We start from the raw sequence: 17,712 nt of genomic DNA on the forward strand, positions 1-17,712 counted from the left end.
TCATGGCCGGGCGTGTCCCGGCCATCTCGATCGGAGAGGCTCCGCGCTTCACCGCATCGGGATCGCCGGGACGGACCCGGTGATGACGCAGCGAGGGTAAATCCATGTCCTACGATGTCATCGTCATCGGCACCGGCCCCGGCGGCTACGTGGCCGCCATCCGGGCCGCGCAGCTCGGCCTGAAGACCGCCGTCGTCGAGAAGCGCAAGACCCATGGCGGCACCTGCCTTAACGTGGGCTGCATTCCGTCCAAGGCCCTGCTGCACGCCTCTCACATGTTCGAGGAGGCGCGCGATCACTTCGCCGGGCTCGGCATCGGCGTGTCCGCCCCGACCCTCGACCTCAAGACCATGCAGTCCTTCAAGCAGGAGGGCGTCGACGGCAACACCAAGGGCGTCGAGTTCCTGCTCAAGAAGAACAAGATCGACGCCTTCATCGGCACCGCGCGCATCGCGGCTCCGGGCCAGATCGAGGTGACGTCGGAGGACGGCTCGAACCAGATGCTCGAGACGAAGAACATCATCATCGCAACGGGCTCCGACGTGACGCGCCTGCCGGGCATCGAGATCGACGAGAAGGTCGTGGTCTCGTCCACGGGTGCGCTGGAGCTCGAGAGCGTTCCGAAGCGTCTCGTGGTCATCGGCGCCGGCGTGATCGGCCTCGAGCTCGGCTCCGTTTGGCGCCGCCTCGGCTCCGAGGTGACGGTGGTTGAATATCTCGACCGCATCCTGCCCGGCATGGACGGCGAGGTCGCCAAGAACTTCCAGCGCATCCTCACCAAGCAGGGCTTCCAGTTCAAGCTCGGCTCCAAGGTCACCAAGGTGGAGAAGACCGGCAGCGGCGTGACGCTCACCTTCGAGCCGGCCGCCGGCGGCAGCTCCGAGACCATCGAGGCCGACGTGGTGCTGGTCGCCATCGGCCGCGTGCCCTACACGCAGGGGCTCGGCCTCGATCGCGTGGGCGTTCAGCTCGACAATCGCGGCCGCATCCAGACGGATGCGCATTTCTCCACCAACGTCACGGGCATCTACGCCATCGGCGACGTGATCGCCGGCCCCATGCTTGCCCACAAGGCCGAGGACGAGGGTGTTGCCGTTGCGGAAATCATCGCCGGCAAGGCGGGCCATGTGAACTACGACGTGATCCCCAGCGTGGTCTACACGTTCCCCGAGGTCGCCTCCATCGGCAAGACCGAGGAGGAACTGAAGGCGGCCGGAACCGCCTATAACGCCGGCAAGTTCCCGTTCACGGCCAATGGCCGCGCCAAGGTCAACCGCACCACGGACGGATTCGTGAAGATCTTGGCCGATGCCGCCACCGACAAGGTGCTGGGCGTCCACATCATCGGCCCGGAAGCCGGCAACCTCATCCACGAGGCGGCGATCACCATGGAGTTCGGGGGATCGTCCGAGGACATGGCCCGCACCTGCCATGCGCATCCGACTCTGGCGGAAGCTGTGAAGGAAGCAGCTCTCGCGGTCGAAAAGCGCGCGATCCACATGTAGGATTGCCGGATGGCAAAGCTCCACTTCCTCTACTCGGTGATGAACGCAGGCAAGACCACCCATCTCCTGCAGGTCCGCTACAATTACATCGAGAACGGCGGCCATGTGCTGCTGTTCACGAGCGTGATCGACGACCGGTTCGGCATCGGCAAGGTCAAGTCGCGCCTCGGTCTCGAGGCCGACGCGACTCCCCTGCGGAAGGAAGACGCCATCGACGCCCTCGTGGCGGCGGAGCATGCCAGGCGGCCGGTGACGGCGGTGCTCATCGACGAGGTCCAGTTCATGACGGCGGACCAGATCCGCCAGCTGGCCTGGATCGTCGACGAGCTGAGGATCCCCGTCATGGCCTATGGGCTCAAGAACAACGTCTACGGCACCCTGTTCAGCGACGCGATCGTGGCCCTGATGGCCCTGGCGGACGATTTTCAGGAGATCAAGCAGCTCTGCCATTGCGGCCGCAAGGCCACGATGATCCTGAAATACGACCGCAACGGCGAGGCCGTGCGCTCGGGCGAGGTGGTCGAGATCGGCGGCGAAGGTCGCTACGTGTCCGTCTGCCGTCCCCACTGGACGGCCGGAGACATCGGCCCCGCGGCCCGGCAGCTGCTGGCCCAGCCCGTGGCGGCAGAGTAAGAGCTCTAGCTCTTCACCCTGGCCCGCGGATGGGCCGCGTTGAAGGCGTCCATGAGGCGGGCGGCGTCGACCTTCGTGTAGAGCTGGGTGGTCGAAAGCGAGGCATGGCCCAGGAGCTCCTGGATGCCGCGCAGGTCGCCGCCCTTGGCGAGAAGATGCGTCGCGAAGGAATGGCGCAGGGCATGGGGCGTGGCGCTGTCCGGCAGGCCGAGGGCGCCCCGCAGCTCCTCCACGGCGAGCTGGATGATGCGCGGCGAGAGTGGCCCGCCCCGAGCGCCGACGAAGAGCGGACCCTCTGGCGGAATCGCGTAAGGGCAGAGTTGCAGATACGTCTCCACGGCCCTCTGGATCGGCGGGATGACCGGCACGCTGCGCATCTTGCCGCCCTTGCCGGTCACCGTGACGGTGTCGATTCCAGCGACCGGGGCGTCCCGGCGCTGCAGCCCGAGCGCCTCGGAAATGCGCAGGCCCGCGCCGTAGAGCAGCGACAGCACGGCGGCGTCCCGGGCCAGGATCCAGGCCTTGCGGCTCTCCGAGATCCGCGTCTCGACATCCGTCACGGCGACGGCCGCGGAGGCGGAGAGGGGACGGGGCAGGTTCTTGTCCACTTTGGGCGTTCGGATTGCCGCGAAGGCCGAGGCCGTCCCAAAGCCCTCCCGCTCCAGATGGCGGGCGAAGGAGCGCAGGGCGGCGAGCTGGCGCATGAGCGAGCGGCTGCCGACCTGATCCATGCGCCGGGCGGCCAGGAAGGCGCGGATGTCGAGGGGCTTCAGGCCCAGGATGCCCTTCACGCTCGGCGGCTCGCCGAGATGGTTGGTCAGAAAGGCCAGGAACTGGCGCAGATCTCGGGCGTAGGCCTCGACTGTCTTCGCCGAGAGCCGCCGCTCCTTGGCCAGCGAGGCGAGCCAAGCCATCGCCTCGCGGCGGGTGTCATCCGCCCCGGGGAGAACGAGATCGAGCACGGAGGATGAATTCGTTGCGTCCGTCACGGTCCCAGTATCGCTTCGCCGCCTTGCCAAAACGTGAAGCACCGACGCCCCATCGCGACCGGATGGGATAAGATCCCGGTCAGTCCAACAGGGAGACCGCGCGTGAGCCAGGACAGAATGAGCCTTCCGGGGACCCAAGGGTATGGCGAAGAGGCCGACGGTCTCGTGGAGACCTACGAGAGCCTCGTTTTCGAGGATCTCTATCGTCCCGTGCTCGATTTGCTGCCCGAGCCGGGCAGGGCCCTCGACATCGGAGCCGGCACGGGCCGCGATGCCGCGGCCCTGGCGCGGCGCGGCTTCCGGGTCCATGCGGTCGAGCCCACGCCCGAGCTGCGCCGTCACGCTCAACGCCTCCATGCCGAACCGACCATCGTTTGGATCGACGACGGGCTGCCGGATCTGGCGCAGGTGCGGGCCGGTGGCGAGCGTTTCGATCTCATCCTGATGACGGCCGTGTGGATGCATCTCGACGAGGGCGAGCGAAGCCGGGCTTTGCCGCATCTTGCGGAGCTGCTCGCCCCGCGGGGCAGAATCGTCATGACCGTCCGAAAAGGACCGGTTCCGGCGGGCCGAAGGATGTTCGAGGTGCCCATCGACCCTCTGATATCCCAGGCCGGGTCGCTGGGACTCGCTCTTCTCGCGAGACACGCGTTTCCCGACATGCGCGGCCGCCAGGGCGTGAGCTGGACCATACTTGCGTTCGAGAGGCAAAATCGGGTCTAAGCTGTCGCTCATGTTCTCCTCGTTCGCGCTCTCCCGCTGATGGCCGCCAAGATCGCCGATGTCCTCATCCCGCTGGCGCTGGACACGGCCTATTCCTACGCCGTGCCGGACGGCCTTGCCCTCGAGGAGGGCGACGTGGTGCAGGTCCCACTCGCCAACCGCGAGGTGGCCGGCGTCGTCTGGGGTCTGCGCGAGGGGCAGGGCGGCAACCTGAAGAAGGTCACGGGCGTGATCGAGGCGCCGAACCTGTCGCCCAGGATGCGCAAGTTCCTGGACTGGATCGCCTGGTACACCCTGGCGCCCAAGGGCTCGGCGCTCGCCATGGGGCTCAAGATCCCGGATCCCGACCGGCAGGAGGTGGCCCGCGTCGGCGTGAGGCTGGCCGGCGCCCTGCCGAAGCGCCTGACGCCGGCCCGGCAGAAGGTGATCGAGGTTGCCAAGGACGGAGCGGTGCGGCTCAAGAGCGAGCTCGCGCATGCGGCCGGTGTGAGCAACGGCGTCGTCGACGGGCTCATCGACGAGGGAACCCTCGAGACGGTCACCCTGCTGGCCGAGCCCGTCGCTGAGACGCCCAACCCGGGTTTCGGCCACACGGCCCTGTCCGACGGGCAGAAGGCGGCGGCCGAGGAGATTGTCGCCGCCATGGCCGAGGAGCATCCGCCCGTGATTCTTCTCGAAGGCGTCACGGGATCCGGCAAGACGGAGGTGTATTTCGAGGCCGTGGCCGAGGCCGTCCGCACCGGCCGGCAGGCCCTGATCCTCATGCCCGAGATCGCCCTGACGGCGCAGTTCCTGGACCGCTTCGCGGCCCGGTTCGGGGTCAAGCCCGCTACCTGGCATTCGGGCGTCACGGGGCGCCGGCGCGAGCGGCTCTACACGGCCATCGCGGCGGGCGACGTGAAGGTGGTGGCGGGCGCCCGCTCGGCCCTGTTCCTGCCTTACGCGGATCTCGGCCTCATCATCGTCGACGAGGAGCACGAGACCGCCTACAAGCAGGACGACGGGGTGCATTATCATGCCCGCGACATGGCGGTGGTCCGCGGCAGGATCGAGAACGCCCCCGTGGTGCTCGCCTCAGCCACGCCGTCCATCGAGAGCCGGGTCAACGTGGAGCGCGGGCGCTACCGCCATGTGCGCCTGCCCGAGCGATTCGGCGGCCGCTCCATGCCCCAGATCCGCGCCGTGGACCTGCGCAAGGAGGCCATTCCCAAGGGGCGCTGGCTCTCGCCGACCCTGGTGGGTGCCGTGGAGGATACGGTCGGGCGCGGCGAGCAGGCGCTCCTCTTCCTCAACCGGCGCGGCTATGCCCCGCTCACCCTCTGCCGGGCCTGCGCCCACCGCTACGAATGCCCCAACTGTTCCTCCTGGCTGGTGGAGCACCGCTTCCGACGGGCCCTCGTGTGCCACCATTGCGGCCACGTGGAGCGCACGCCCCACGCCTGCGTCGAATGCGGCAGCGTCGATTCGCTGGTGCCGTGCGGCCCCGGCGTGGAGCGCATTGCCGAGGAGGCCGCGGAGCTGTTCCCGGACAAGCGCTGCATCGTGCTCTCGAGCGACTTTCCCGGCGGCACCGAGCGGCTGCGGGCCGAACTCGCGGCGATCGCCACGGGCGAGTTCGACATCGTCATCGGCACCCAGCTTGTGGCCAAGGGGCACAATTTCCCGCTCATGACCCTGGTGGGCGTGCTCGATGCCGATATCGGCCTCACCTCGGGCGATCCGCGCGCCGCCGAGCGCACCTTCCAGATGCTCCAGCAGGTGACCGGCCGCGCCGGGCGCGGCGAGAAGCCGGGCCGGGCGCTGGTCCAGACCTGGCAGCCCGACCACCCGGTGATCGCGGCCCTGATCTCGGGAGACGCGGAACGGTTCTACGAGGAGGAGACCCGGGTGCGCGAGATGGCCGGCCTGCCCCCCTTCGGGCGGCTCGCCTCCCTGATCGTCTCGGCCGAGGACCGCGAGGCCGCGGAGGGGCACGCCCGGGCCATGGCCCTCGTGGCCGAGCCGTCGCCCGGCGTGACGGTGCTCGGACCAGCCGAGGCGCCGCTCGCCCTCATCCGCGGCCGCTACCGCTTCCGATTGCTGGTGAAAACCGAGCGCGAGGTGGATCTTCAGGCCTATCTCCGGGGTTGGATGGCCCGCTGCCCGAAGATCCGCGGCAATACCCGCGTGTCCATCGACGTGGATCCCCAAAGTTTTTTGTAATCGAGAGCTTTTTGTGATCAAGCGAACTCCCAACACCAAGACAGGGCCCATGACCAAGATCGTCCATTGCATCCGCCACGGCCAATCCACCTTCAACGCCCATTGGGCCGAGCACGGCGAGGATCCGGGCCATTTCGATGCGCCTCTCACGGCACTCGGCCAGCAGCAGGTGGCCGAGCGGGCGCCGGAGCTGCGCCAGCACCCCTACGAACTCGTCGTGACCTCGCCCCTGACCCGGGCGATCCAGACCACCATGGGCCTGTTCGGGACGCATCCGGCCGCCCCACCGATCCTGGTCGAGTGCCTCCACCGCGAGCACCTGGAGAGCAGCTGCGACGTGGGCCGCGCGGTCTCCCAGCTGTCCCGGGACTTTCCGCACCTGCATTTCGGTCACCTGGACGAGGTTTGGTGGCACAGCGAGGGCGAGGTGAACGAGCGCGGCTTCGTGTCCGAACCGCCTCACGTCTTCGAGGGGCGGGTCGAGCGGTTCCGGCAGTGGCTCGCCGAGCGGCCGGAGGCGATGATCGCCGTCGTCGGGCACGGCACCTTCTTCAGCAGGCTCACCGGGCGGTTCCTGGCCAATTGCGAGGTGGCCGCGCTGGAGCTTTGAAGCATTTTGCGCCGACGCGGCTCCTGCGAGCCTTCACCATAACCGACGGCTCGGTTTTTTCCCGGCCAGACAGGGCCCAGCTCGCCTTGCGCCCTGGGAAAACCCATGCTAGTGCACCCTCGCCTGACGGGCGGAGAAGGCTCCCGCCCCAGGCTCATTTCCACACCTGACGGGTTTCCCGAGGGCCTCAATTGCAGGCTGCCCCGGTCCGAGGCCCGTTAAGACACGAGAGAGACGGTTACGTGGCGCAAAGCGGTTCGCAAGAAGGACCCCTCCTGTCGGGCGTAGCATTGCGCTATGCTTCGGCGCTGTTCGAACTCGCTCGCGAAGCGAATGCCGTGGATGCCGTCTCCGGCGACCTGGCCCGCTTCGATCAGCTGATCCGCGGCAGCGAAGACTTGCAGCGCCTGATCCAGAATCCCATCTTCACGGCCGAAGAGCAGTCCAACGCGATCGGGGCCATTCTCGACAAGGCCGGCATTTCGGGTCTTGCGGGCAATTTCATCCGCCTGGTCGCGTCCAAGCGCCGGCTCTTCGCGCTGCCCGACATGATCCGCGCCTTCCAGAATCTGGAATCCGATGCCAAGGGTATCGTCCGGGCGCAGGTCATCCTGGCGGAAGCGCCGTCCGACACGGTCCTGAACGAAATCAAGGCGGCGCTGCGCGACGTCGCCAAGGCTGACGTCTCCGTCGACGTCAAAATCGACCCGAGCCTCATCGGCGGTCTCATCGTAAAGATGGGGTCCCGCATGGTGGATGCCTCGGTGCGCACCAAACTCAATTCCATTCGTCTAGCGATGAAAGAGGTCCGCTGATGGACATTCGAGCCGCTGAGATCTCCGCGATCCTCAAAGAGCAGATCAAGAACTTCGGTACCGAGGCTGAAGTCACCGAAGTCGGGCAGGTCCTGTCCGTCGGTGACGGCATTGCCCGTTGCTACGGCCTCGACAAGGTTCAGGCCGGCGAGATGGTCGAATTCGAGAGCGGCGTGCGCGGCATGGCCCTCAACCTCGAGACCGACAACGTCGGCGTCGTGGTGTTCGGCTCCGACCGTGAGATCGCCGAAGGCCAGACCGTGAAGCGCACGGGCGCCATCGTGGACGTGCCGGTCGGCAAGGGTCTCCTCGGCCGCGTCGTCGACGCGCTCGGCAATCCCATCGACGGCAAGGGCCCGATCCAGGCCACCGAGCGCCGCCGCGTGGACGTGAAGGCTCCCGGCATCATTCCGCGCAAGTCGGTGCACGAGCCGATGGCGACGGGCCTCAAGGCCATCGACGCCCTGATCCCGGTCGGCCGCGGCCAGCGCGAGCTGATCATCGGCGACCGCCAGACCGGCAAGACCGCCGTCGTGCTCGACACGATCCTCAACCAGAAGCCGCTCAACCAGGGCAACGACGAATCGCAGAAGCTGTACTGCGTGTACGTCGCGGTCGGCCAGAAGCGCTCCACCGTGGCCCAGTTCGTCAAGGTTCTCGAAGAGCAAGGCGCGCTGGAATATTCCATCATCATCGCGGCCACCGCCTCGGACCCAGCTCCGATGCAGTTCCTGGCACCCTTCTCGGGCTGCGCCATGGGCGAGTTCTTCCGCGACAACGGAATGCACGCCGTGATCGTGTACGACGACCTGTCCAAGCAGGCCGTGGCCTACCGTCAGATGTCCCTCCTGCTCCGTCGTCCTCCCGGCCGCGAGGCTTATCCGGGCGACGTGTTCTACCTCCATTCCCGCCTGCTCGAGCGCGCCGCGAAGCTCAACGACAGCCAGGGCGCCGGCTCGCTCACCGCTCTGCCGGTCATCGAGACGCAGGCCAACGACGTGTCGGCCTATATCCCGACCAACGTGATCTCGATCACCGACGGCCAGATCTTCCTCGAGACGGACCTGTTCTACCAGGGCATCCGTCCGGCCGTGAACGTCGGCCTCTCGGTGTCGCGCGTGGGCTCCTCGGCCCAGACGAAGGCAATGAAGAAGGTCGCGGGCAAGATCAAGGGTGAGCTGGCCCAGTACCGCGAGATGGCGGCCTTCGCCCAGTTCGGCTCCGACCTCGACGCCACGACGCAGCGCCTCCTGAACCGGGGTTCGCGTCTGACCGAACTCCTGAAGCAGCCGCAGTTCTCGCCGCTGAAGATGGAAGAGCAGGTCGCCGTGATCTACGCCGGCGTGAACGGCTACCTCGACAGCCTGCCCCTCAACCGGGTGCGGGCGTTCGAGGACGGGCTGCTCTCGCTCCTGCGCGGCAAGCACGCCGATATCCTCGACGCCATCCGGGCTTCGAAGGACCTGTCGAGCGACTCGGAAGCGAAGCTCAAGGACGTGGTCCAGACCTTCGCCAAGTCTTTCTCGTAAAGACATCCGTTCTCGTAAGATCCAGCCGGATTTCCGGAGAGGGTAGGGCCGCTCGATGCCGAGCTTGAAAGACCTTCGTAACCGCATCGCCTCGGTCAAGGCGACGCAGAAGATCACCAAGGCCATGCAGATGGTGGCCGCCGCGAAGCTGCGCCGTGCGCAGACCGCAGCGGAAGCCGCGCGTCCTTACGCGGAGCGCATGGCCGTGGTGCTCGGCAACCTCGCGTCCGGCATCACGGTCGGGCCCGAGACGCCGCGCCTCCTAGCCGGCACCGGTTCCGAGCGCGTTCACCTGCTGGTCGTCTGCACGGCCGAGCGCGGCCTGTGCGGGGCGTTCAACTCCTCGATCGCACGCCTCGCCCGCGACCATGCCAACCGGCTCCTCGCCGAAGGCAAGACGGTCAAGATCATCTGCGTCGGCAAGAAGGGCTACGACATCCTGCGTCGCCAGTTCGCCGAGCAGATCATCGAGTCCGTCGACCTGCGGGCGGTGCGCCAGATCGGCTTCGAGCAGGCGGACCAGATCGCCCAGAAGATCCTCGGCCGCTTCGACGCGGGCGAGTTCGACGTGGCGACCCTGTTCTACTCGCGCTTCCGCTCGGTGATCGCCCAGATTCCGACGGCGCAGCAGATCATCCCGGCCCAGATCGAGGCCAGCGCCGGTGCCACCGACGCGGTCTACGACTACGAGCCCGAGGAAGGCGAGATCCTCACCACGCTCCTGCCGCGGAACCTCACCGTGCAGATCTTCCGTGCGCTGCTCGAGAACGCCGCCTCCGAACAGGGCGCCCGCATGAGCGCCATGGACAACGCGACCCGCAACGCCGGCGAAATGATCAAGAAGCAGACGATGACCTACAACCGGTCCCGTCAGGCGATGATCACCAAGGAACTGATCGAAATCATCTCGGGCGCCGAGGCGCTCTGACGACATCCGAGAGGAGCCAATCATGGCCAACACCGCTACCACTGCCGGCAAAGCGACCGGTCGCATCACCCAGGTCATCGGCGCCGTTGTCGACGTGCAGTTCGCCGGCCACCTGCCAGAGATCCTGAACGCTCTCGAGACCACGAACGGCGGCAACCGCCTCGTACTCGAAGTTTCGCAGCAGCTGGGCGAGAGCACCGTGCGCTGCATCGCCATGGACACCTCCGAGGGCCTCGTCCGCGGTCAGGAAGTCACCGATACCGGCGCGCCGATCTCGGTGCCCGTCGGCGCCGCCACCCTCGGCCGCATCATGAACGTCATCGGCGAGCCCGTGGACGAAGCTGGCCCGATCGTCGGCGAAGGCACCCGCGCCATCCACCAGCCGGCTCCCTCCTACGCCGAGCAGTCCACCGAGGGTCAGATCCTCGTGACGGGCATCAAGGTAGTCGACCTTCTCGCCCCCTACGCCAAGGGCGGTAAGATCGGCCTCTTCGGCGGCGCCGGCGTCGGCAAGACCGTGCTCATCATGGAGCTTATCAACAACGTCGCGAAGGCGCACGGCGGCTACTCCGTGTTCGCCGGCGTCGGCGAGCGTACCCGCGAGGGCAACGATCTCTATCACGAGATGATCGAGTCGAAGGTGAACGTCGACCCCCGCGAGAACGGCTCGGCCGCCGGATCCAAGTGCGCCCTCGTGTACGGCCAGATGAACGAGCCCCCGGGCGCCCGCGCCCGTGTCGCACTCACCGGCCTGACCGTCGCCGAGAACTTCCGCGATCAGGGTCAGGACGTGCTGTTCTTCGTGGACAACATCTTCCGCTTCACCCAGGCAGGCTCCGAGGTTTCGGCGCTTCTCGGCCGTATTCCCTCGGCGGTGGGCTACCAGCCGACCCTGTCCACGGACATGGGCGCCCTGCAGGAGCGCATCACCACCACGACCAAGGGCTCGATCACCTCGGTGCAGGCCATCTACGTGCCGGCCGACGACCTGACCGACCCGGCGCCGGCCACCTCGTTCGCCCACCTCGACGCCACGACCGTGCTGTCGCGCTCGATCGCCGAGAAGGGCATCTACCCGGCCGTGGACCCGCTCGACTCGACCTCGCGCATGCTCTCGGCCGCCATCGTCGGTGACGAGCACTACAACACCGCCCGTCAGGTCCAGCAGGTGCTGCAGCGCTACAAGGCGCTCCAGGACATCATCGCGATCCTGGGCATGGACGAACTCTCCGAAGAGGACAAGCTCACCGTCGCCCGCGCCCGAAAAATCGAGCGCTTCCTGTCGCAGCCCTTCCATGTGGCCGAAGTGTTCACCGGCTCGCCCGGCAAGCTCGTGTCGCTCGAAGACACCATCAAGGGCTTCAAGGGTCTCGTCGAAGGCCAGTACGATCACCTCCCGGAGGCTGCCTTCTACATGGTCGGCACCATCGAGGAAGCCGTCGAGAAGGCCCAGCGCCTGGCGGCCGAAGCGGCCTAAGTCAAACCAGACGTCATCCCGGAGCAGTGCGCCCACGCTCCGGGATGCTCGTGTCCAAGCGTATCTCCCAAACGATTCCCGACCGCCCGGTGGCCGCGGGATGACGAGGAGCACAGATGGCTACCTTCAACTTCGAACTCGTGTCCCCTGAGCGCGTCCTGTTCTCCGGCGACGTGGACGCCGTCGTGCTGCCGGCGACCGAGGGCGACATGACGGTTCTGGCCGGCCACTCGCCGGTGATGACCACCCTCAAGACCGGGTTCCTCGTCATCACCAGCACGCCCGGCAACGGACGACGGGTTCTCGTGCGCGGCGGCTTCGCCGACATCAACCAGAACGGCCTCACGGTTCTGGCGGAGCGCGCCCTTCCCGAGGAAGAGCTGACCCAGGACATCCTCGACCAGGAAATCCTGACCGCCGAGATGCACTACGACGCCTCCAACGAGCCGGCCGCGAAGCACGCGGCGGAATCGGCGATCGCCCAGCTGCGCGAAGCCAAGGCGGCGCTGAACTTCTGAGACTGAAACAACCCGGCCACGAGCCGGGTTTTTTATGTCATGGTCCCCGTCAGCGCTCCGCTCATCCTCACGCTCCGGCTCGACGAAGGCTCATTCGCCTTCTTTGACGCGCAGCGACAGCGCTACTTTCCGCCCGGCCGCAACTTCATCCCGGCCCATCTCACCCTGTTCCATGCGCTGCCGGGCGAGCATCGTCCCGCCATCCAGAGCGACATCGAGCGGACGATCACCGGTCGGGCGCCCTTCTCCCTCGCCGTCACAGGCCTTCGGTCCCTCGGACGCGGAGTCGCCTATACGCTCCACTCCGCGGACCTCGCCGACCTGCGTCGCGCCCTGGCGCTGACGTGGAACGACTGGCTCAAGCCCCAGGACCGGCAGAACCACCAACCGCACGTGACCGTGCAGAACAAGGTCGATCCCACCCGGGCAAGGGCTCTCCTGGAACATCTCACGGAGAGCTTCCAGCCCTTTCAAGCCGAGGCGCTCGGGCTTGACCTGTGGTGGTATCGCGGCGGGCCGTGGGAGATGGTCGGCCTCTTCGACTTCACCGCCTGACCGATACACCACGTCATGGCCGGGCTTGTCCCGGCCATCCCGACCCGACGAGCGATGCCCTACAACCAAGCGGGATCACCGGCACAAGGCCGGCGACGACGAGGAAGAGGCGTAACCCGGGCGATCGACCCAGCGCGTGCCCTATTCCCCCATGGCGATCAGGTTGGCGTTGCCGCCCGCCGCGGCCGTATTGATCGTCACCGTCTGCTCGGTGGCGAAGCGCAGGAGATAGTGCGGGCCCCCGGCCTTCGGTCCCGTGCCGGACAGGCCGTGCCCGCCGAAGGGCTGCACGCCCACGACCGCCCCGATCATGTTGCGGTTGACGTAGACATTGCCCACCGACAGCGCCTGGACGACACGCGCGACCGTCGCGTCGATGCGCGAGTGGACGCCGAGCGTCAGGCCGTAGCCGCTGCCCTCGATCGCGCGCAGCACCTCCTCCAGCCGGTCCGCCCTGTAGCGCACCACGTGCAGCACCGGGCCGAACACCTCCTGGGCGAGATCGTGCGGCTTGTTCAGCTCGAAGATATGCGGCGCCACATAGGTGCCCGCCGCAGGCGCTTCACCGGCATAACGCACCTTCGCCGATGTCTTCATCGCCGCGATATGGGCATCGAGCTTGTCCTTCGCCTCGCGGTCGATCACAGGACCGACATGGGTCGAGATCTCGCGCGGGTCCGCGATCTTCAGCTCGCGGGCATTGCCGGCGATCATTTCGATCATGCGGTCGGCCACGTCGTCCTGGACGCAGAGCAGCCGCAGGGCCGAGCAGCGCTGACCGGCCGACCGGAAGGCCGACATGACAACGTCGTCCGCGACCTGCTCCGGCAACGCGGTTGCGTCGACGATCATCGCATTGATACCGCCGGTCTCGGCGATCAGCGGAACGATGGCGGCGTCCTTGCCGGCGAGCGTGCGGTTGATGATGCGGGCGACCTCTGTCGAGCCGGTGAAGACCACACCGGCCACATCCTTGTGCTCCACGAGACGCGCGCCGACACGCCCGTCACCGGGCACCAGGTGAAGCGCCGTTTTCGGGACGCCCGCCTCGTGCAGGATGCGCACGGCGAGGTCCGCGATCAGGGGCGTCTGCTCGGCAGGCTTCGCCACAACGGCGTTGCCGGCCATCAGCGCGGCGCTGACCTGGCCGAGGAAGATCGCGAGCGGGAAGTTCCAGGGCGAAATCGCCACGAACACGCCGCGCCCGCGCAGCCGCAGCACGTTGCTCTCGCCGGTGGGACCAGGCATCGCCTCGCCGGCGCCGAAGAGGGTGCGGCCCTGAACGGCATAGTAGCGCAGGAAATCGACGGCCTCGCGCACCTCCGAGAGCGCATCGTCCAGGGTCTTGCCGGCCTCGACCTGCAACAGGTGCAGCAGCGCCCCGCGCCGCTCCTCCAGAAGATCGGCGGCCCGCTGGAGGGCTTTCGCACGCGTGTTCGCGTCCGTGCGGCTCCAGCCGGCGAAGCCCGCCTGCGCGGCCGCCATCGCCCGGTCGGCCGTTTCCGGCGCGGCGTCCGTCACCTGGCCGGCCACGGTGCTGCCGTCGACCGGGCTGACCACCGGCCGGGCGACCCCGGACGCGGCCTTGCCGTCGATCAGCGGCACCGCCTTGAAGTTCTGCTGCCCGCCTGCCCTGATCTCCGCGAGGAGGGCATCGAGCGAAGCCTGGTGACCGAATTCCACGCCCCGCGAGTTGGCACGTTCAGGGCCATAGAGGTCGCGCGGCAGCGGGAGCTTCGGGTGACGCGCCCTGTCGGCCGACACGATGATGTCCGCCGGACGCTTCAGGAGGGACTGCACCGGCACGTCGGTATCGGCCGCGACCGACACGAAGGAGGAATTCGCCCCGTTCTCCAGGAGACGGCGCACCAAATAGGCGAGAAGATCGCGATGGCCGCCCACCGGCGCGTAAGCCCGGCAGGCAAGGCCCGGCCTGTCCTCGAGAAGGCGGGCATAGAGCGCCTCGCCCATGCCGTGCAGGCGCTGGAACTCGTAGCCCTCCGTGCCGCCGGCCCGCTCGATGATCGACGCGACGGTGAGCGCGTTGTGGGTGGCGAATTGCGGATAGATGCGTGGCCGCAGGGACAGCATCTTCTCGGCGCAGGCCATGTAGTGAAGATCCGTCATCGCCTTGCGGGTGAAGACCGGGTAGTCGTCGAGGCCGCGCTCCTGAGCGCGCTTCACCTCCGTGTCCCAATAAGCGCCCTTCACCAGGCGCACCATGAGCTGGCGGTCGTAGCGCTCCGCCATGGCGGCGATCGCGTCGATCACCGATCCAGCCCGCTTCTGGTAGGATTGGATGGCGAGCCCGAAACCCTTCCAGTCGGCGAGCGATGGATCGGCGAGCACGGCCTCGATCACCTCGAGCGACAACTCCAGCCGGTCGGCCTCCTCCGCGTCGACGGTGAAGTTGAGATCGTAGGATTTCGCCCTTTGCGCCAATTCGATCACGAGCGGCACCAGCTCGCGCATGACCCGCTCGCGGCTCGTGGCCTCGTAGCGCGGGTGCAGGGCCGAGAGCTTCACCGAGATGCCGGGCCGGTTCGGCAGCGGCTCGTTGCCGGCCGAGCGGCCGATAGCGTCGATGGCGGAGGCGTACGAATCGAAGTAGCGGCGGGCGTCATCGGCCGTGCGGGCGCCTTCGCCCAGCATGTCGAACGAATAGCGGTAGAGGCGGCCCTTGGACGAGGTGGCGCGCTTCAGAGCCTCGTCGATGGTCTGGCCCAGCACGAAGTGGTTGCCCATGACCCGCATGGCCTGGCGAGTGGCGGTGCGCACGGCGGGCAGGCCCAGGCGCTTGGTGAGCTGGCCCAGGATGCTCTCCGGGGTCTCGCCGGGCTGGATGATCCGCGCCGTGATGCCGAGCGCCCAGGCCGAGGCCGAGACGAGGAATGCGTCGGACTTCGCCTCGTGGCCGGCGAAGTCGGCCTGGCCCAGCTTGTCCTCGATCAGCCGATCGGCCGTGGCGGCATCTGGCACCCGCAGCAGCGCTTCGGCCAGCACCATGAGCGCGAGACCCTCCTTGGTGGAGAGCGCGTATTCCCGCAGCATCTCCTCGACGCCGCCGAGTCCGCCGCCCTTGGCGCGGATCGCCTCGATCAGGCGGGTCGCCTGCTCGTCCACCCGCTTTTCCCGCTCCGGCGAGAGGCGCGCGCTCGCGAGAAGGCGGGCGGCGAGGGCCTTATCGTCTTCCGCGAAAGGTGGGTTGAAGGGCAGGGCGGCGTTGGGGGCGGGGCTCATCGGAATGTCCTCTGGATGTTTCCAGAAATATAGGTGGCCTGAGACCGCGCTTCGATGGCAAAATTTGGGGTCTTGCCTTAGAAAGAGCGGAGAAAAGCTGGAAAGACCGTGCGAATGGCGGATTTGGACCGGATCGATCGCAAGATCCTCAAAGCTCTCCAGGCCGATGGCCGCATCGCCACCGTGGAGTTGGCCGAGAAGGTGGGATTGTCGCCCACGTCCACGGGCGAACGGGTGAAGCGCCTGCAGCGGGAGGGCGTCATCGCCGGCTACGGCGCCAGGCTCGATCCGCACCGGCTCGGCCTCGAGCTCCTGGTCTTCGTGGAGGTCTCTCTCGACAAGACCACGCCGGACGTCTTCGAGAAATTCGCCGCCGCCGTGAAGCGGGCCCCCGAGGTTCTCGAGTGCCACATGGTGGCGGGCGGCTTCGATTACTTGGTCAAGACCCGCGTGGCCGACATGGGCGCCTACCGCCACTTCCTCGGCGAGATCCTGCTGGCCCTGCCGGGCGTGAAGGAAACCCGCACCTATGCGGTCATGGAGGAGGTGAAGAGCGACGGGATGCTGCCCGTGTGATGACCGTGGCGTGCCTTTCCGCCATCACCGGCCTGGGGCCGGTGGTCCCGATGCGAGAGGCTGAGCGCTTCCGACAGTCGGGATGGCCGGCACATGGCCGGCCATGACGTGGTGGGCGTCCTCACCGGCGAAAGGCCGGTGATCGCGCAGGAGGTGCCTTAGCCGGCCACCGTCTTTTCCTCGTCCTTCGTCTTCCACAGGGAGTAGAGGACGCCGCCGGCGATCAGCGTGAGGGTGACGCCGAGCGAGATGGTGGGATCGAGCTTGCCCACAAGCTGGTTCCAGAAGATCTTGCCGCCGATGAAGACGAGCACCAGGGCGAGGGCGTATTTCAGGTAGTGGAACCGGTGCACCATGGCGGCCAGGGCGAAATAGAGTGCCCGCAGGCCCAGGATCGCCATGATGTTGGCCGTGTAGACCACGAAGGTGTCCGTGGTGATCGCGAAGATCGCCGGCACCGAGTCCACCGCGAAGATCAGGTCGGCCACGTTGATCACCACGAGGGCCAGGAAGAGCGGCGTCGCCCAGGTGACGATCCGGCCCGATTTCGGATCCGGCTCGAGCACGAAGAAGTGCTGGTCGTGAAGCCGGTTCGTCACCCGCATGTGCTTGCGCAGGAAACGGACAAGGGGGTTCTTCTCGATGTCGGGATCGCTCTCGGGGACGATCAGCATCTTGATCCCCGTTGCGATGAGGAAGGCGCCGAAGAGATAGAGCATCCAAGCGTATTCCTGCACCAGGGCCGCGCCCACGGCGATCATGATGCCGCGCAGGATGATGACGCCAACGATACCCCAGACGAGGGCGCGATACTGGTATTTCCGGGGGATCGCGAAATAGCTGAAGATCAGCGAGATCACGAAGACGTTGTCGATCGACAGGGACTTCTCGATGAAGAAGCCCGTGAAGTAGGAAATGCCCGCATGCGTGCCGTCCTCGGTCACCAGCAGGCCGGTCTCGAACGACCACCAGATATAAGCGCCGAAGGCGGTCGCGATGCCGATGTAGAAGGCGGACAGGAGAAGGCTCTCCTTCACGCCGAGCTCCCGGTCCTTCCTGTTCAGGACACCGAGATCGAAAGCGAGGAGAAAAACGACAAGGCTCAGGAAAGCCGTCCACATCCAGACGGGCTTCCCCAGCCATTCCATGAGCAGGAATTCTGGCATAACCGGACCTTTGATTGCTTCTGTTCAAGCATCGGCTCCGACATCGCAGTCGTGTGCTCACGTCCTGCCAGAGGGGCCCGGTCACCGATGGGATCCAACGTGGGGAGAGCCCGTCCGGCCGTCAAGAGCGCGGAACCCGACTTTTTTTGCTCAATTTTCCGTCAGATGCCCGTCCTGAGGGCAGGGGTGCCCGGCCAAGAGACTTGACCCGGAGAGCCGATCTGATTGCATGGTCAGGAACCGGGC

At 66.9% G+C, this 17,712-nt stretch carries 15 protein-coding genes; 12 read left to right on the plus strand and 3 right to left on the minus strand.

The features are described 5' to 3' along the window. Positions 1–104: 104 nt before the first annotated feature. Positions 105–1,505: a dihydrolipoyl dehydrogenase gene (lpdA, locus tag HPT29_RS02370; RefSeq protein ID WP_173947417.1), complete on the plus strand. Its 1,401-nt coding sequence runs from the start codon at positions 105–107 to the stop codon at positions 1,503–1,505. Positions 1,506–1,514: 9 nt separating this feature from the next. Continuing rightward, the gene (locus HPT29_RS02375) at positions 1,515–2,138 is read left to right on the plus strand and encodes a thymidine kinase (RefSeq protein ID WP_173947416.1); all 624 of its coding nucleotides are present in this window, start codon (positions 1,515–1,517) and stop codon (positions 2,136–2,138) included. A gap of 5 nt (positions 2,139–2,143) precedes the next feature. On the opposite strand, the gene HPT29_RS02380 is transcribed toward HPT29_RS02375, so the two are convergent. Further along, positions 2,144–3,052, minus strand: a complete 909-nt coding sequence (locus HPT29_RS02380) for a tyrosine recombinase XerC (RefSeq protein ID WP_247654706.1) — start codon at positions 3,050–3,052, stop codon at positions 2,144–2,146. A gap of 177 nt (positions 3,053–3,229) precedes the next feature. Between HPT29_RS02380 and HPT29_RS02385 the strand changes: the two genes are divergently transcribed. The 9 genes from HPT29_RS02385 (at position 3,230) to HPT29_RS02425 (ending at position 12,484) form a co-directional block, all read left to right on the plus strand. After that, positions 3,230–3,850 (plus strand): class I SAM-dependent methyltransferase, encoded by a 621-nt coding sequence (locus HPT29_RS02385; protein WP_259060433.1) that lies wholly within the window; start codon positions 3,230–3,232, stop codon positions 3,848–3,850. A 39-nt stretch (positions 3,851–3,889) separates the two neighbouring features. Further along, a complete protein-coding gene (locus HPT29_RS02390; RefSeq protein WP_173947414.1) occupies positions 3,890–6,052 on the plus strand; it encodes a primosomal protein N' in 2,163 nt (720 codons plus the stop codon). A 49-nt stretch (positions 6,053–6,101) separates the two neighbouring features. Beyond that, positions 6,102–6,662 (plus strand): histidine phosphatase family protein, encoded by a 561-nt coding sequence (locus tag HPT29_RS02395; protein ID WP_173947413.1) that lies wholly within the window; start codon positions 6,102–6,104, stop codon positions 6,660–6,662. Positions 6,663–6,904: 242 nt separating this feature from the next. Continuing rightward, a complete protein-coding gene (locus tag HPT29_RS02400) occupies positions 6,905–7,477 on the plus strand; it encodes a F0F1 ATP synthase subunit delta (protein ID WP_173947412.1) in 573 nt (190 codons plus the stop codon). Next, on the plus strand, positions 7,477–9,006 hold the full coding sequence (gene atpA, locus HPT29_RS02405) for a F0F1 ATP synthase subunit alpha (protein WP_173948087.1): 1,530 nt from the start codon (positions 7,477–7,479) through the stop codon (positions 9,004–9,006). Before HPT29_RS02400 ends, atpA begins: the two co-directional genes overlap by 1 nt. Positions 9,007–9,061: 55 nt before the next feature. Next, on the plus strand, positions 9,062–9,934 hold the full coding sequence (locus HPT29_RS02410) for a F0F1 ATP synthase subunit gamma (protein WP_173948088.1): 873 nt from the start codon (positions 9,062–9,064) through the stop codon (positions 9,932–9,934). A 22-nt stretch (positions 9,935–9,956) separates the two neighbouring features. Then, positions 9,957–11,411, plus strand: coding sequence for a F0F1 ATP synthase subunit beta (gene atpD / locus HPT29_RS02415; RefSeq protein ID WP_173948089.1), 1,455 nt, complete (start codon positions 9,957–9,959; stop codon positions 11,409–11,411). A 116-nt stretch (positions 11,412–11,527) separates the two neighbouring features. Beyond that, on the plus strand, positions 11,528–11,929 hold the full coding sequence (locus tag HPT29_RS02420; RefSeq protein ID WP_173948090.1) for a F0F1 ATP synthase subunit epsilon: 402 nt from the start codon (positions 11,528–11,530) through the stop codon (positions 11,927–11,929). A gap of 39 nt (positions 11,930–11,968) precedes the next feature. After that, on the plus strand, positions 11,969–12,484 hold the full coding sequence (locus HPT29_RS02425; RefSeq protein ID WP_173948091.1) for a 2'-5' RNA ligase family protein: 516 nt from the start codon (positions 11,969–11,971) through the stop codon (positions 12,482–12,484). A gap of 141 nt (positions 12,485–12,625) precedes the next feature. Here HPT29_RS02425 and putA read toward each other — a convergent pair whose 3' ends face one another. Further along, a complete protein-coding gene (putA, locus tag HPT29_RS02430; RefSeq protein WP_173948092.1) occupies positions 12,626–15,724 on the minus strand; it encodes a bifunctional proline dehydrogenase/L-glutamate gamma-semialdehyde dehydrogenase PutA in 3,099 nt (1,032 codons plus the stop codon). Positions 15,725–15,838: 114 nt separating this feature from the next. Here putA and HPT29_RS02435 point away from each other — a divergent pair, with 114 nt between their 5' ends. Further along, a complete protein-coding gene (locus HPT29_RS02435; protein WP_173948093.1) occupies positions 15,839–16,300 on the plus strand; it encodes an Lrp/AsnC ligand binding domain-containing protein in 462 nt (153 codons plus the stop codon). A gap of 158 nt (positions 16,301–16,458) precedes the next feature. Here the strand turns inward: HPT29_RS02435 and HPT29_RS02440 are convergent, their stop codons facing one another. Beyond that, positions 16,459–17,466: a TerC family protein gene (locus HPT29_RS02440; RefSeq protein ID WP_173948094.1), complete on the minus strand. Its 1,008-nt coding sequence runs from the start codon at positions 17,464–17,466 to the stop codon at positions 16,459–16,461. Positions 17,467–17,712 lie beyond the last annotated feature (246 nt).

Source organism: Microvirga terrae (assembly GCF_013307435.2).
GTDB lineage: Bacteria > Pseudomonadota > Alphaproteobacteria > Rhizobiales > Beijerinckiaceae > Microvirga > Microvirga terrae.

Coding starts and splice junctions, on each gene's coding strand:
- HPT29_RS02440 (WP_173948094.1), bottom strand. CDS start 17,466: ATGCCAGAATTCCTGCTCATGGAATGGCTGGGGAAGCCCGTCTGGATG.
- HPT29_RS02425 (WP_173948091.1), top strand. CDS start 11,969: ATGGTCCCCGTCAGCGCTCCGCTCATCCTCACGCTCCGGCTCGACGAA.
- HPT29_RS02380 (WP_247654706.1), bottom strand. CDS start 3,052: ATGGCTTGGCTCGCCTCGCTGGCCAAGGAGCGGCGGCTCTCGGCGAAG.
- HPT29_RS02435 (WP_173948093.1), top strand. CDS start 15,839: ATGGCGGATTTGGACCGGATCGATCGCAAGATCCTCAAAGCTCTCCAG.
- HPT29_RS02375 (WP_173947416.1), top strand. CDS start 1,515: ATGGCAAAGCTCCACTTCCTCTACTCGGTGATGAACGCAGGCAAGACC.
- atpA (WP_173948087.1), top strand. CDS start 7,477: ATGGACATTCGAGCCGCTGAGATCTCCGCGATCCTCAAAGAGCAGATC.
- HPT29_RS02395 (WP_173947413.1), top strand. CDS start 6,102: ATGACCAAGATCGTCCATTGCATCCGCCACGGCCAATCCACCTTCAAC.
- HPT29_RS02410 (WP_173948088.1), top strand. CDS start 9,062: ATGCCGAGCTTGAAAGACCTTCGTAACCGCATCGCCTCGGTCAAGGCG.
- HPT29_RS02420 (WP_173948090.1), top strand. CDS start 11,528: ATGGCTACCTTCAACTTCGAACTCGTGTCCCCTGAGCGCGTCCTGTTC.
- putA (WP_173948092.1), bottom strand. CDS start 15,724: ATGAGCCCCGCCCCCAACGCCGCCCTGCCCTTCAACCCACCTTTCGCG.
- HPT29_RS02390 (WP_173947414.1), top strand. CDS start 3,890: ATGGCCGCCAAGATCGCCGATGTCCTCATCCCGCTGGCGCTGGACACG.
- atpD (WP_173948089.1), top strand. CDS start 9,957: ATGGCCAACACCGCTACCACTGCCGGCAAAGCGACCGGTCGCATCACC.
- lpdA (WP_173947417.1), top strand. CDS start 105: ATGTCCTACGATGTCATCGTCATCGGCACCGGCCCCGGCGGCTACGTG.